Here is a 14301-nt window from a genome sequence, read left to right as displayed (position 1 = left end):
GGCGCGCACCGGTGACTTCGTCACGTTCAGGTATCTTCATGAACGGGTATCGCAGGTCGAGGGGGCGGCGCGGCGGGCAGCAGGAGCCCACCCGAGCGCGCTCGCGGGGCCCGCGCCGGCCCGAGGAGACATCGCATGCCGCTCTTTCAAAAGGCCCCCGCGACACCCGAGGAGATGGAGCGCCACAGGCCGCTCGACCTGTCCCCCGAGGAGGTGAGCGAGCTCGACGAGGGGGCCTGGTACGCGCGTGCCTACCGTGGCGACGAGACGCCGCAGCTCACCGTGCGCGCGATCGTCATGGGCGCGGCGCTCGGCTTCGTCCTCGCGTTCACGAACCTCTACCTCGGGCTCAAGATCGGCTGGCACATCGGCGTCGCGATCACCGCGTGCCTCCTGTCGTTCGCGATCTGGGGCTCCTTCGTGCGGCTCGGCGTGGCGCGCACGCCGATGACCATCCTCGAGAACAACTGCATGCAGTCGACGGCCTCCGCGGCCGGCTTCTCGACGGGCAGCACGATGGTCTCGGCGATCCCCGCGCTCCTCATGCTCTCGGCCTCGGCCGAGCGCCCGGGGGGCGAGCACCTGCCCTGGCCGGTGCTCGCCGCGTGGACGTTCTTCCTCGCCGTGCTCGGCGCCGTCCTCGCGATCCCGATGAAGCGCAGCCTGATCAACCAGGAGAGGCTGCGCTTCCCGTCGGGCACGGCCGCGGCCGTCACGCTCCAGAGCCTGTACAGCAAGGGGGAAGCCGCGGCGGGCAAGGCGAAGGGGCTGCTCTTCGCCGCGCTCGCGGGCGGCGTCGTCCCGCTGTTCACCAGCCTGAACGTGGCCCGCGAGGCCGACGCCGCGGGGAAGGCCGTGCGCGCCGCGCTCCTGCCCGGCGCCGTCAAGGCGTTCGACGGGCTGCCCGGGATCGCGGGCGCCGGCAGGACGTATCCGCTCTCCGACTGGAACATCAAGCTCGACTTCGGGCCTGCGCTCATCGCCGCCGGGGCGCTCGTCGGGCTGCGGGTCACGGCCTCGATGATCGTGGGCGGGCTCGCCCTCGCGCTGTTCCTCGGGTCCTGGGGCATGGAGTCGATGTGGACCAACCCCGCGGGCGCGACCGTCCCGGCCGTGACGCGCCCGCAGGCGGCCTGGCGCGAGATCGGGCTGTGGGCGGGCGCGCCGATGCTCGTCTCGGTCGGCCTGCTCTCGCTGGCGCTGGAGTGGCGCACGATCGCGCGCGCGTTCACGGGCCTGCGGCGCAGGGGGCCGGCGAGCGCGCCTCCGCGCGGCGAGGGCGGGCGGCCGCAGGAGGGCCTCGCCGAGCGGGTCGCGCGGACCGAGGTGCCGGGCGCGTGGTTCTGGTGCGGCGGGCTCTTCGCCGGCGCCGGGGTGGTCGCGATCGCGTGGCGTTTCTTCGAGATTCCGCCCTACTTCGGCGTGCTCGCGGTGCTGCTCACGTTCGTGCTGTCGCTCGTCGCGTGCCGGGCGACCGGCGAGAGCGACGTCACGCCGACGGGGGCGATGGGCAAGATCATGCAGCTCGTCTACGGCGTGCTCATCCCGCAGAACGCGACGGCGAACCTGATGACGGCCGGCATCACGTCGGGCGCGGCGGCGGCGAGCGCCGACCTGATGACGGATCTCAAGTCGGGCTACCTCCTCGGCGCCGACCCGAGGCGCCAGTTCATCGCGCAGATCCTCGGGATCGTCCCCGGGACCGTCGCCACGGTGGTGGGGTTTCACCTCCTCGTCCCGGACGCGTCGGCGCTCACGGGCGGGAGCGGCGGTGAGGCCCCGTTCCCCGCGCCGGCGGCGCAGCAGTGGAGGGCGGTGGCGCAGCTCTTCAAGCTCGGGGTCGGCAACCTGCACCCGATGGCGCGGGCGTGCATCGCGGGGGGCATCGTCGCGGCGATCGTCCTCGTGCTCGCGGACAAGGCGCTCTCGGGCGAGAGGCACAAGGCGTACAGGAGATACGTCCCGTCGGCCACCGGCGTCGGGCTCGGGCTCATCTTGCCCTTTTATCAGCCGCTCTCGATGTTCCTCGGGGCCGCGATCGCGGCGATCGTCGGCGCGCGCAAGGGCAAGGCCGAGGCGTACGTGGTGCCGGTCGCCTCGGGGCTCATCGCGGGGGAGAGCCTCGTGGGGGTGGTCGTGGCCGCGCTGAACAACTTCGTGCTCACGTAGGCCGGGCGCCGGCCCCGTAGCGCGCCGCGCCGCTGCGCCTCCTAGGGCCTCCGGAGGTGCTGCAGCAGATCGACCGGCTGCTCTGCGCGCCCTCCGCCGCCCATGGCCGCGCGGTACGTCTCGCGGAGGAGCTCGTCGATGTCGAGCAGCCGCTCGAGGTACTCCGCGGTGGCCGTTCGATAGGTCGCCTGGTATCCCTCGTTGAAGAGGATCTCCTTCTCGAGCTGCGAGATGTCCCACTTGAAGACCGGGACCGCCTCGGTGTTGACCTCGATGGCCCTCGCCCATTTGAGCTCGTCCACGGCGTTGCGCGAGACGCGGTAGTCGTGCGCCTCGACGGCCGTGGAGGCGAGCGCGTAGATCGCCCGCAGCGCTTTCCCGGGGAACCGGATGCTGTGGTACCGGTCGCGAAGGATGCGGATGCCGACCGTCGCGGGCCGATCCAGCGGGAGCGGCTCGCTCCGCGCGATGCTGGGATCGAAGACCTCCAGGGGGAAATTGCTGAGGAGACCGCCGTCGACGAGGTAGCTGACGACCCCGTTCTCCCCCGTCGTCGTCACGGGCCGGAACACGAACGGCACGCCCATGCTCATGCGCACGGCGAGCGCCACATCCATGTCGTCCGGGCTGACTCCATACTGCCGCCAGTTCAGGTCGGAGGGCAGGAAGAGCATGCGTCCGCGCGTGATGTCCGACGCCGTGACGTAGAGCTTGTACCGCCGGAGCGACCCCTCGGGCTCCTTGTGATCCGCGAGCAGGTCGCCGAACGTCCTCACCCCCTTGTCGCGCAGCTTGGATCGCAGAAAATCGAGGAAGTAGTCTCCCTGGAACATCCCGAGCTTCCACAGCACCCCGTGGGCGACGCTGAGCGGCCTGCCGACGACCGGGATCCGGGCGAGCACGCCGTGGTCGGCGAAGCGCGAGAACTCCGTGCTGGCGACGATGGTCTCGAGCTCCGCGGGCGTGTAGCCGGCCGCGAGCAACGCCGCGACGATGGCGCCGGCCGAGGTCCCCGCGTAACGGGACTCGTCGAGCGACAGCGCGAGCCCGCGCGCGTTTTCCCGGTTGAACTCCGCGATCCGCGCCTCGAGCGCCTTCAGGGCGCCGACCAGCGCGATCCCCTTCACGCCGCCGCCCTCGAGCACGAGGTTCAGCTTCTTGCTCAGCGCTCGCGCCATCCCGGCCCCCGGAGCGGGCGCCTGCCCGGCGCCGCGCTCCTCGTCCACCACCGCGCTCTTCATGTGGTTTCCCCCTCCCACGGCGCTCGGCTCCCCGGCGGGCGCTCGCTGCGATCACGGCCCCTGTCCAGCCGGGGTCGACGACGCACGTCGACGCACGTCGACGGGTCGATGCACGTCGACGCGCTTTGCAATCCGCGTGCGAACGGCGGGCTGCGCTGGAGGGGACCACCGCACATTCCCGCGCCGTCCCCCGGCCTGGACATGTCGTAAATCCGCGGCCGCGGGAATGGCCCCTGATGTCATCGCTGGATCCTGCGCGATCGTGGCGGACATCCCGGGGGATCTCGGCCCCAGCGGTCTAGTTTGACGCGTTGCGTCGTCGTCGCCCTCGGCGCCTCCTCGGCGCCTGGGGAGACCGCCACGAGCGAAATCGCGGCGTCGGTTGAACGTTCCGCGGGCGTCCGGGAACGGAGGTTCGTTCGGCCAGCGCAACGGCGGCCCCGCGGAGGGGCGCCTGGGCGCGCCCACAAGGAGTCACCGATGACGCCCGTCTCCTCTGCCCCTCTGGCGCGGAGCTCTGCGCCGCGATCCGCCTTTCGCCGGCTCGTGAAGCCGCTGCTCGGTCTCATGATCTTCGCGGCGCTCTTCCTCGCGCTGGCGTGGGCGCTGGACGACAGGCCTTCCACGGCGGCGGGGCCCCTCGCGGCGGTGGCCGCGAGCCCGCTCGGCCAGCTCTCCCGGTCCGCCGCCGATCGCGCGCTCCTCGTCGGCCGCGTCGAGGAGCGCCTCCCGGCCGGCTCGTACACCTACTTCGCCGTGCGCGCCGGCGAGGCCCTCACGTGGGCTGTCACGGTCGGCGACGCCCCGCCGCCCGGCACCCCGGTGCAGGTGCGGAGCATGGGACGCAGGACGAACTTCCACTCGAGCCGCCTCGCGCGGACGTTCCCCGAGCTCGTCTTCGGGGTCGTCTCGCGCGCCGACTGAGCCCCGAGCAGCGCCCGAATCAGAAAGGACCCTGACCATGACCACGACGACACGTATGTTGAACGAGACCCTCGAGCGCCCCTCGCGCGCGCTCGCCGCCGCCGTCCTCGCGGCGCTCCTCGCGGGGTGCGGATCCGACACCGGCGCGACGCCCTCCGACGCGCCCTCTGACACGCTCCCCGCCGGGTGCACGGGCGGCGTGATCGAGGCTGATCTGGAGGCCGACCCGCTGAGCGGGCCTGGCGTCGATCCCGCGACCGGAGAGCTCCAGCCTCCTCCGGAGGGCTCGTCGTACACGGTCAGCGCGACCTACGGGATGCCGAGGCCGGGAGACGCGGTGATGGAGAAATACGTGCAGTACTTCGGGGCGATCCAGGCGCAGCTCGCGTCTCAGCCCGGCCTCGTGGCGATCCAGCTGGCGCAGTCGTCGTCCTGCGGCTCCGGGCGCACGCTGGCCGTCTGGTCGTCGACCGAGGCGATGTACGAGTTCGTCATGAGCCCCGCTCACCTGGCGGCGATGGACGCCGTGAACGAGCTGGTCCAGCCGAACTATGCCGTCACCCACTGGGAGACCGCCAGGGCCGACGAGGTGACGATGGAGGAGGGGGCCCGCCACATGCACGCGAGCGACGCCCGCGCGCGGTAGCTGACGCCGCGCCGGTCGCGCCCGCTCCGGTCCAGGGTCAGCGGGCGGGCGCGCCCGCGGCGCGCTGCGCGCCGAGGCGGCTCATCGCGAAGGCGAGCCCGCTCTGGAGCGTGCCTTGCGTGGCGATCCGGCTGAAGTCGATGTCGAGGCTCACCAGCGTCCTGGCGATGTCCGGGCCGACGCCCACCATCACGCTCCGACAGCCGAGCAGCTCCGCCGCCTGCACGGCGCGGATCAGGTGGCGCGCCACGGCGGTGTCGATCACCGGCACGCCGGTGATGTCGAGGATCACGAACTCCGCGCCTCGCTCCCCGATGGCGACGAGCATGCTCTCCAGCGCCTGGGCCGCGCGCCGGTCGTTGATCTCCCCGACCAGCGGCATCAGCAGGATCCCCTGCCAGATCTGGATGACCGGCATCGCCATGCGATCGAGCAGCGCCGCCTGCGCGTCGATGATCGCGCGCTGCTCCCGGTTCTCCGCCGCGATCCGCTCGGCCTCCATGTGCCGCCGCTTCAGATCGGTGATGTCCGTGATGAGCCCGCAGAGGCCGACCACCTCGCCCTGCGCGCTCTTCATGGGGAACTTGCGGGTCCAGATCGTGCGCGTCGCCCCGTCCGCGCCCGTGGCGTGCTCCTCGTTCTCGCTCGGCTCACCGGAGTTGAAGACGATATCGTCGTAGCTCCAGAAGAGCGCGGCCTGCTCCTTCGGCCAGTAATCCGGATCGCTCCGGCCGATCAGGTCCTCGTAGCGCCGCCCGATAAGCCGGCAGAAGCCCGGGTTGCACGCGATCCAGCGGTGTTGACGGTCCTTGACGAAGATAGGATCCGGAATGGTGTCGATGACGAGCTGGAGGAGCTCGAAGGTCTTCCAGTCCGAGACGTCGATGCACGGGAGCGTGAACGCCATGGAGAAAACCCGATCTCCCCCCGGGCCAGCCTCTCGTTATCAGCCATCGGGGATGGCTCCGCAAGGACAGAAGCGGCCAGGATCGTGCGCCGAATGGCAAAGACGTAGTGGCGCACGCCATAACGGCGTGGACGTACTTCGTCTTCCTGGTCTGCGCTACATATTTACGAGAAGGCTTCACGCGGCGCGAGGGCGGGAGCACGCGCGGATCGAGCTCCCGCGCTCGGGTCGAGCGCGCGGAGGGGCGGCGGGAGGAGCCACACCTGCCCCGCTTCACCGGCGAGAGCCGCGAGAAGAGGGGGGCGACCTCGAGGCGCTCGCGGCGTCCTCCGGCGATCGCTGCGGCGCGGAGCGGATGCGGCACCTGGACAGCGAGCGGTATTGAGCGCTGGCCGGCGAGAGATTACGAGAGAAGGCGGAGGTGTTCATGCGAATCCTGGTCACCGGGGCGACGGGGTACATCGGATCGCGGGTCGCGCGGCGGCTTCATGCCAAGGGGCACGCGATCGTCGCGGCGGTGCGCGACGAGGCGAGCGCGCGGCGCCTGCGGGACATGGAGGTCCCGGCCGAGCCGCTCCGGGCGTCGCTCGACGACGTGGAGGTCCTGGCCGAGGCGGCCCGCTCGGCGGACGCGGCCGTGCACATCGCCTTCGAGATGCGGGGGGGCGATCTCCGGGCAGCGGTGGCGCAGGAGCGGCGCGTGGCGCAGGCCTTCATCGAGGCGCTCGCCGGGACGGGCAAGCCCCTGATCGGGACGACCGCCACCGGCGTCGTGGGCAACACGGGGCCCGTGCCCGCGGGGGAGGATCACCCGTCGGAGCCCGGCCACCCCGGGGCGCTGCGGCGGGAGTCCGAGGGCGACTACCTGGCCGCGGCGCAGCGGGGGATCCGGAGCGCGGTCGTCCGCCCGTCGATCCTCACGCACAGCGACGCGCCTCACGGCGTCGCGTCGAGGCTCGTTTCGGCCGCGCGCCAGCACGGCGCCGCCCTTCACATCGGCGCGGGCGAGAACCAGGTCACCTGCGTACATGTCGACGATCTCGCCGAGCTCTACGTCCTCGCGCTGGAGAAGGCGCCGCCGGGCCGGATCTACAACGGGAACGGGGCGAACGTGGCGACGGGCGATGTGGCGCGGTGGGTCGGCCGCGCCTTGAAGGTGCCTGTCGCGAGCGCGACGCGCGAGCAGGCCGGCGCGCTGTGGGGGCCGTTCTTCGCCATGCTGCTCGCGCTCGACCACCGGATGTCGAACGAGCGGGCGCGAAGCGAGCTCGGCTGGCAGCCGTACAGGACGACGAACAGCCTCGAAGACGACATCGCGCGCCTCGCGCACCAGCCACGCGACGAACACCCTCGCTGAGGGCCTACCCCACCTCCGCGAAGCCGTGGAGTCGACGTCGAGAAGATAGAAATTTCTTCTCTTGGCGTCCTGGCGGCTTCTCTTCGTACCGCCGCAGAGCGCCTCCCGGACGTCTCCTCGCGTGACGTCGTCGGCGAGGTAGCGCAGCTCGCACGTTTAGGATAGAAGCGTGATCAAACCTCCGAGGTCAGGGAATTCACCGGCGCCCCGCAGCACGCCTTCGTGAATCACGTGCTCGCTGCAATTTTTGCTGTCATCGCTGCCGATCGGGTCGCTGTGCACTTCAGCCGATCGGGCGATGGTGCGCCATGCAGGTGTCGCTGACCATCGAGAGCTTCTAGTCCAACCCATCGAACGCTGGGGCCCCGGGAGCCCCGTCCTGCATGAGAATCGTCGACATTCGCGCCACCACCGTCACCGTCCCCCTCGAGGCGCCGCTGCGCCACGCCAACGGCTGCCACTGGGGCCGCTTCGTGCGCACGCTCATCGAGGTCGAGGCGGACAACGGGCTGGTCGGCCTCGGGGAGATGGGCGGCGGCGGCGAGTCGGCCGAGGCCGTGTTCCGCGCCATGAAGGGTTACCTCGCGGGCCACGATCCGGCCCGCCTCGAGGAGATGCGGTTCAAGATCGCGAACCCGACGGCCTCTCTCTACAACAACCGCACCCAGATCCTCGCCGCGCTGGAGTTCGCCTGTCTGGACCTGCTCGGACAGGCCTACGGCGTGCCGGTCTACGACCTGCTCGGCGGCAAGCTGCAGGACGAGGTGCCCTTTGCGTCCTACCTCTTCTTCCGCTACCCGAACGCGGACGGCTCTGGCGAGGTCCGCACCCCGAAGCAGCTGGTCGAGGAGGCGAGGGCGCTGAAGAAGAAGCACGGGTTCACCTCGCACAAGCTCAAGGGCGGCGTGTTCCACCCGGACTACGAGCTCGAGTGCTACCGCGCCGTGGCCGACGCCTTCCCGGACGACCGCGTCCGCTTCGACCCGAACGCCGTCTGGTCGACGGAGCAGGGCATCCGCTTCGGTCAGGCGATCGAGGGCCTGAACAACGACTACCTGGAAGATCCCGTCTTCGGCCTGCACGCGATGCGGCGCACCCGACAGAAGGTGCGGATGCCGCTCGCGACGAACACCGTCGTCGTGAGCTTCGAGCAGCTCGCCGCGAACGTGCTCGACACGGCGGTGGACGTCATCCTGCTCGATACGACGTTCTGGGGCGGCATCCGGCCGTGCGTGAAGGCGGCGGGGATCTGCGAGACCTTCGGCCTCGGCGTCGCCGTCCACTCCTCGGGCGAGCTCGGCGTGCAGCTCGCGACGATGCTGCACCTCGGCGCCGTCATCCCGAACCTCTCGTTCGCCGCCGACGCGCACTACCACCACCTGAAAGACGACGTGATCCGCGGGGGCCCGCTCCCCTACCAGAACGGCCGTATCCGCGTGCCCGACGGCCCCGGCCTCGGCGTCCGCCTCGATCGCGAGAAGGTCGCCCGCTACGCCGAGGAATACCGCCGCCTGGGCCCCTATCCCTACGACAAAGATCCCCTGCGCCCGGCCTGGTGCGCGACCGTGCCGAACGAGCGCTGGGCCGATCCCAAGGACGACCGGATCCCCGAGGTGCCGAGATGACCCTCGCCGAGCGCGTTGCCAAGGCGATCGACGCCGCGCCCATCATCGATCTCCACACCCACCTCTTCGCCCCCCAGTTTCAGGCGTTGAACCTCTGGGGCGTCGACGAGCTCCTGACGTACCACTACCTCGTCGCCGAGACCCTGCGCGCCGAGCCGAAGGTCACGCCCGAGGCGTTCTATGCCCTCGACAAGAAGGCGCAGGCCGACCTCGTGTGGGAGGCGCTCTTCGTCCGCCGATCGCCGCTGTCCGAGGCGACCGCGGGGGTCGCCACCGTGCTCGACGCGTTCGGGCTCGACCCCGCCGCGCCGAACCTGCGCGACGCGCGCGCCTACTTCGCCGGCCGCAAGGCCGAGGATCACCTGGAGGACGTGCTGCGCCTCGCCGGGGTGAGCGCGCTGGCGATGACGAACGACCCGACCGACCCCGCGGAGCGCGCGATCTGGGAGGCGGGCGTCACGCCCGATCCGCGGTTCTACGCGGCGCTGCGCATCGACCGCCTCGTGTCCGCGAACGACCTCGCCGCCGAGCTCGACCGCTGGATCGCCCGCATGCGGCCGCGCTACCTCGCGATCTCCGTCAACGAGGTCGCGGCCCCGCCCCGGGCCGTGCTGGACGCGTGCCGCGCGCACGACCTGCCGTTCGCGATGATGATCGGCGTGCGGCGCGCGGTGAACCCCCGCCTCGGCGTGGCCGGCGACGGCGTGAGCACCGTCGACCTCACCCCGCTCGAGCGGCTCGCCGGCGACAACCCCGACGTCCGCTTCCTCGTCACGACGCTCTCGCGCGAGAACACGCACAGCCTCTGCGTCGTGGCGCGCAAGTTCGCCAACGTCCTCCCGTTCGGGTGCTGGTGGTTCATGAACAACCCGAGCCTCATCGAGGAGACGACCTCGATGCGCCTGGAGATGCTGGGGCCGACCTTCGTGCCGCAGCACTCCGACGCGCGCGTCCTGGATCAGCTGATCTACAAGTGGCGCCACTCGCGGCGGTCGATCGCGAGCGCGCTTGCGCGACGCTATGGGGCGATGCCCGTCCCGCCGACCGACGCGCAGATCGAGCGCGACGCGCGCGCGCTCCTGGGCGGCATCGCCGGGGAATGGCTGGGAGCATGACCAAACTCTTCGACATCGCGGGCCGCAGGGCCGTCGTGGTCGGCGGCACCTCCGGCATCGGCCGCGCGATCGCCCTCGGCCTCGCCGAGGCGGGGGTCCACACCGTCGCCTCGGGCACCCGGGCCGACCGGGCCCGCGCGGTCTATGGCGAGATCTGCGAGCGGGGCGTCCGCTCGCTCGAGGCGACGTGCGACGTGAGCGACCGGGCGTCCCTCGACGCCCTGCGCGACAGCGTGGTGGAGGCGCTCGGCGGCGTCGACATCCTCGTCAACTGCGCCGGCAGGACGTTCCGCACGCCCACGGCCGAGGTCGGAGACGCCGAGTGGAACGGCCTGCTCGACACGAACGTCACAGGCATGCTCCGCGCCTGCCAGTCGTTCCATGGCCCGCTGCGCGAGAGCGGCCGGGGCCGCATCGTCAACATCGCCTCGCTGTCGAGCTTCGTCGCCTTCCACGAGGTGGCGGCCTACGGCGCGTCGAAGGCGGCCGTGATGGCGCTCACCCGGAGCCTCGGCGCCGAGTGGGCCAAGCACGGTATCCGCACGAACGCCCTCGTGCCCGGCGTCTTCGTGACCGACCTCAACCGCGCGCTCCTCGACGGCACCCCGCGCGGGCGGGAGCTGCTCGCCCGCACGCCGCTCGGCCGCTTCGGCGAGACCCAGGAGCTGATCGGCGCGGCCCTCTTCCTCTGCTCCGACGCGGTGAGCTTCATCACCGGCACGAGCATCGCAGTCGACGGTGGCTTCTTGGCTTCGGGGGTGAACCAGTGACCGCTGCTTCTCCCGTGGTCCCGGCGAGCGGCGGCGTGATGACGCGCACCCGCTGGACCATCTGCGCGCTCCTCTTCTTCGCGACGACGATCAACTACCTCGATCGGCAGCTCTTCTCGCTGCTGGTCCCGTTCTTCGAGAACGAGCTGCGCCTCGGGCCGACGGACCTCGCGCTCATCAACGTGAGCTTCCTGCTCGCGTACGGCTTCGGCATGGTGTTCGTCGGGCGCTGGATCGACCGCGTCGGCACCGGCAAGGGGCTCAGCGCGACGTTCCTGGTCTGGAACATCGCCTCTGCGGCCCACGCCTTCGTCGGCAGCTTCGGCGGCTTCGCGGCGATCCGCTTCCTGCTCGGGGTCGGCGAGGCGGGCAATTTCCCGTCCGCCGTCCGCACCGTCGCGGAGTGGTTCCCCAAAAAGGAGAGGGCGCTCGCGACCGGCCTGTTCAACTGCGGCTCGAACGTGGGCGCCATCCTCGCCCCGCTCCTCGCGGTGCGCATCGCGGAGGCGTACGGCTGGCGCGCTTGCTTCCTCGTCCTCGGCGGGATCGGCGTCGTGTGGATCTTCTTCTGGACGCGCCTCTACCGGCGGCCGGAGGAGCACCCGAAGGTGTCGCCCGAGGAGCTCGCGCACATCCGCTCCGACGCGAAGGAGTCGACCGAGTCCCTCGGCGTCAGCGAGGTGTTCGGGATGCGGCCCGTCTACGCGGTCGCGATGGCGAAGTTCTTCACCGACGCGCCGTGGTGGTTCTACCTCACCTGGCTGCCGAAGTTCCTCGTCAGCGAGTTCAAGCTGACGCCGACGTTCATGGGCTACGCGATCCCGGTCGTGTTCATCGTGGCCGACGTCGGCGCGGTCGGCGGCGGCTGGCTCTCCTCGAAGCTCATCGCGCGCGGCCGCTCGGTCGGCGCGGCGCGGAAGCTCGCGATGCTCGCCTGCGCGCTCGCCGCGGTGCCCGTCATGGCGGTCGGGCAGCTCGTCGACGTCCCGAGCGTCGCCGGCATCCCGTCGGTGTACGTCGCGGTCGCGCTCATCTCGCTCGCCGCGGCGGCGCACCAGGGCTGGAGCAGCAATCTCTACACGCTGGTCTCGGACACCCTGCCTCGCCCGGCGATGGCGACGGTGGTCGGCATCAAGACCGCCTTCGGCGTCGTCGGCGGGGCGATCTTCCAGATCTTCGTGGGCCGGTCGCTCACGCTCACCGGCTCGTACGCCCTGCCGTTCCTGCTCGCGGGGAGCCTGTACCTCGTCGGGCTGCTCGTGCTGCACCTCCTCTTGCCGCGCGTCGAGCCGGTCACGCCCAAGCGGCGCGTGCCGCAGGCGGCGATCGTCGCCGGCGGCCTGGCGATGCTCGCCAGCATCGCGGGCCTGCAGCTCGCCCTCAACCGTCCTCCGTACGCCTCCGTCGACGACTACCGCGCGACGCGGCCCGGCCAGCTCGGCGCGACGGGCGCGCCGGTCGAGGGCCCCGCGGCGCACGTGGGCTGGATGGACGCGCGCTGGTACCTCTGGCCGACGGCCCAGGGGACCAAGGCCGAGCTCGTCAAGCTCGACCGCGACGGGAGGCCCATCGTCGAGTCGAAGGGCGCGAGCGCCAAGGGCTACATCGGCCCGTCCGCCACCGAGGTGCAGTCGACGCGCGCGCCGGGAGGCAGCCCGTGATCACCGCCCTCGGCGCGCCTCGTCGCCTCTGCTCGGCCCCTCGGGGCCACCTCCTCGATTCGGCCCTTCCGTCGCGGGGCCAGCCCACCTACGGGTAAGCCATGTCCATCACGCTCCGCGATCCTGCCGATTGCCGTTGGGACCTCGTCTCCCTCGGCGAGGTCATGCTGCGCCTCGATCCCGGCGACGGTCGAATCTCGACCGCTCGCAGCTTCAACGCCTGGGAGGGCGGCGGCGAGTACAACGTCGCGCGCGGCCTCCGCCGCTGCTTCCGGCTGAGGTCGGCGATCGTGACCGCCCTCGCGGACAACCCCGTCGGGCGGCTCATCGAGGACCTCATGTTGCAGGGCGGCGTGGACCTCTCGCACCTGCGCTGGGTGCCCCACGACGGCGTGGGGCGGACCGTGCGCAACGGCCTGAACTTCACCGAGCGGGGCTTCGGCATCCGCGGGGCGGTCGGCGTCTCGGATCGCGGCCACACCGCCGCGTCGCAGCTGAAGGCCGGCGACATCGACTGGGACGCGATCTTCGGCCGGGAGGGCGCGCGGTGGTTCCACACCGGCGGCATCTTCGCCGCGCTCTCCGAGACCACGCCGGGCGTGGCCAAGGAGGCGATGGAGTCGGCCAGGCGGCACGGGGTCGTCGTCTCCTACGATCTGAACTACCGCCCTTCGCTCTGGAAGTCGATCGGCGGCCAGGCCCGCGCGCGGGAGGTCAACCGCGCGCTCGCTCCGTACGTCGACGTGATGCTGGGCAACGAGGAGGACTTCACGGCGGCCCTCGGCTTCGAGGTCGAGGACCTCGACGAGGGGCACAAGCACCTCCATGTCGGCGCGTTCGAGGCGATGATCCGGCGCGTCATCGAGGCGTTCCCGAACATCCAGGCGGTCGCGACGACCCTGCGCGTGGCGACGTCGGCGACGCGCAACGACTGGAGCGCGGTGCTGTACCAGGGCGGCCGGCTCTACCAGGCGCCGGAGCGCAAGGATCTGGAGATCTACGACCGCGTGGGCGGCGGCGACTCGTTCGCCTCGGGGCTGATCTACGGCTTCCTCGCCGGCAAGGGGCCGCAGTGGGCCGTCGACTGCGGCGCGGCGCACGGGGCGCTCGCGATGACGACGCCCGGCGACACCACGATGGCGACCCTCGACGAGGTACTCAAGGCGATGAAGATGGGCACGGCCCGGGTGGATCGATGAACAAGCAAGACGTGCTGGGGTGGATCGGTCGCACGCGCGTCGTGCCCGTCGTGCGCGCGGGCTCGGCCGACGAGGCGCTCCAGGCGGTCGACGCCCTCCTCGAGGGGGGGATCGACGTCCTCGAGATCACGATGACCGTGCCCGGCGCGGTCGAGGTCGTGCGCGAGGTCGCGGCGCGCCACGGCGATCGGGCCCTGGTCGGCGCGGGCACGGTGCTCGACGCCCGCACCGCCGAGGCGTGCGTCGAGGCGGGGGCGCGCTTCGTCGTCAGCCCCGCGCTCGACGAGGGGACGGTGAAGGCGTGCCTCGCGATGAACGTGGTGAGCGCGCCCGGCGCGCTCACGCCGACCGAGGTCGTGGCGGCGCACCGTGCGGGCGGGGACGTCGTGAAGGTGTTCCCCTGCGACGCCCTCGGCGGCGCCTCGTATCTGAAGTCGCTCAAGGCGCCTCTGCCGCACATCCCGCTCATGCCCACCGGCGGCGCGACGCTGCAGAACCTGGGCGCGTTCCTCGCCGCGGGCGCGGTGGCCGTCGGCGTCGGCAGCAACCTCGTCGATCTCAAGCTCCTGCGCGAGGGGCGGCGCGAGGAACTCGTCGCCCGCGCCCGCGCGTTCCGCGAAGCGGCCCGCCAGGCCTGAAGGGGCAACAGGAAACGTAAGCGCCGTTCGCCGCGTCGAGCTCTCCCGC

12 protein-coding genes are annotated in these 14301 nt (G+C 71.5%); 10 read left to right on the top strand and 2 right to left on the bottom strand.

All coding sequences use genetic code 11. The annotated features are described in order from the left end of the window. Nucleotides 1-135 precede the first annotated feature (135 nt). Nucleotides 136-2169, top strand: a complete 2034-nt coding sequence (locus tag WMF26_RS31560) for an OPT family oligopeptide transporter (protein WP_437995723.1) — start codon at nucleotides 136-138, stop codon at nucleotides 2167-2169. A gap of 41 nt (nucleotides 2170-2210) precedes the next feature. Here the strand turns inward: WMF26_RS31560 and WMF26_RS31555 are convergent, their stop codons facing one another. Beyond that, nucleotides 2211-3410, bottom strand: a complete 1200-nt coding sequence (locus tag WMF26_RS31555) for a patatin-like phospholipase family protein (protein WP_437995722.1) — start codon at nucleotides 3408-3410, stop codon at nucleotides 2211-2213. 480 nt (nucleotides 3411-3890) lie between these two features. On the opposite strand from WMF26_RS31555, the gene WMF26_RS31550 reads away from it, so the two are divergent. Both WMF26_RS31550 and WMF26_RS31545 read left to right on the top strand, forming a co-directional pair. Further along, a complete protein-coding gene (locus tag WMF26_RS31550; RefSeq protein WP_437995721.1) occupies nucleotides 3891-4334 on the top strand; it encodes a hypothetical protein in 444 nt (147 codons plus the stop codon). Nucleotides 4335-4371: 37 nt separating this feature from the next. Next, complete coding sequence (locus WMF26_RS31545; RefSeq protein WP_437332060.1) at nucleotides 4372-4980, top strand: antibiotic biosynthesis monooxygenase family protein; 609 nt, start codon at nucleotides 4372-4374, stop codon at nucleotides 4978-4980. 37 nt (nucleotides 4981-5017) lie between these two features. Here the strand turns inward: WMF26_RS31545 and WMF26_RS31540 are convergent, their stop codons facing one another. Further along, entirely contained in the window at nucleotides 5018-5887 is an 870-nt protein-coding gene (locus WMF26_RS31540) for a PAS domain-containing protein (RefSeq protein WP_437995720.1), read from the bottom strand. Between the two features lie 427 nt (nucleotides 5888-6314). Between WMF26_RS31540 and WMF26_RS31535 the strand changes: the two genes are divergently transcribed. The 7 genes from WMF26_RS31535 (at nucleotide 6315) to WMF26_RS31505 (ending at nucleotide 14252) form a co-directional block, all read left to right on the top strand. Continuing rightward, nucleotides 6315-7244 (top strand): NAD-dependent epimerase/dehydratase family protein, encoded by a 930-nt coding sequence (locus WMF26_RS31535; RefSeq protein WP_437995719.1) that lies wholly within the window; start codon nucleotides 6315-6317, stop codon nucleotides 7242-7244. A gap of 383 nt (nucleotides 7245-7627) precedes the next feature. Next, nucleotides 7628-8869, top strand: a complete 1242-nt coding sequence (locus WMF26_RS31530) for an enolase C-terminal domain-like protein (protein ID WP_437995718.1) — start codon at nucleotides 7628-7630, stop codon at nucleotides 8867-8869. Further along, nucleotides 8866-9984, top strand: coding sequence for a hypothetical protein (locus tag WMF26_RS31525; protein ID WP_437995717.1), 1119 nt, complete (start codon nucleotides 8866-8868; stop codon nucleotides 9982-9984). Before WMF26_RS31530 ends, WMF26_RS31525 begins: the two co-directional genes overlap by 4 nt. Further along, the gene (locus WMF26_RS31520) at nucleotides 9981-10754 is read left to right on the top strand and encodes an SDR family NAD(P)-dependent oxidoreductase (protein ID WP_061628366.1); all 774 of its coding nucleotides are present in this window, start codon (nucleotides 9981-9983) and stop codon (nucleotides 10752-10754) included. The genes WMF26_RS31525 and WMF26_RS31520 overlap by 4 nt, the downstream gene beginning before the upstream one ends. Further along, nucleotides 10751-12415 (top strand): MFS transporter, encoded by a 1665-nt coding sequence (locus tag WMF26_RS31515; RefSeq protein ID WP_437995716.1) that lies wholly within the window; start codon nucleotides 10751-10753, stop codon nucleotides 12413-12415. The genes WMF26_RS31520 and WMF26_RS31515 overlap by 4 nt, the downstream gene beginning before the upstream one ends. 101 nt (nucleotides 12416-12516) lie before the next feature. Continuing rightward, complete coding sequence (locus WMF26_RS31510) at nucleotides 12517-13614, top strand: sugar kinase (RefSeq protein WP_437332053.1); 1098 nt, start codon at nucleotides 12517-12519, stop codon at nucleotides 13612-13614. After that, nucleotides 13611-14252, top strand: coding sequence for a bifunctional 4-hydroxy-2-oxoglutarate aldolase/2-dehydro-3-deoxy-phosphogluconate aldolase (locus WMF26_RS31505; protein ID WP_020738196.1), 642 nt, complete (start codon nucleotides 13611-13613; stop codon nucleotides 14250-14252). The genes WMF26_RS31510 and WMF26_RS31505 overlap by 4 nt, the downstream gene beginning before the upstream one ends. The last annotated feature ends 49 nt before the right edge of the window (nucleotides 14253-14301 follow it).

The organism is Sorangium sp. So ce185 (assembly GCF_051526825.1).
Taxonomy (GTDB): Bacteria; Myxococcota_A; Polyangia; order Polyangiales; family Polyangiaceae; genus Sorangium; species Sorangium cellulosum_D.
This window is presented reverse-complemented; position numbering and strand designations above follow the sequence as displayed.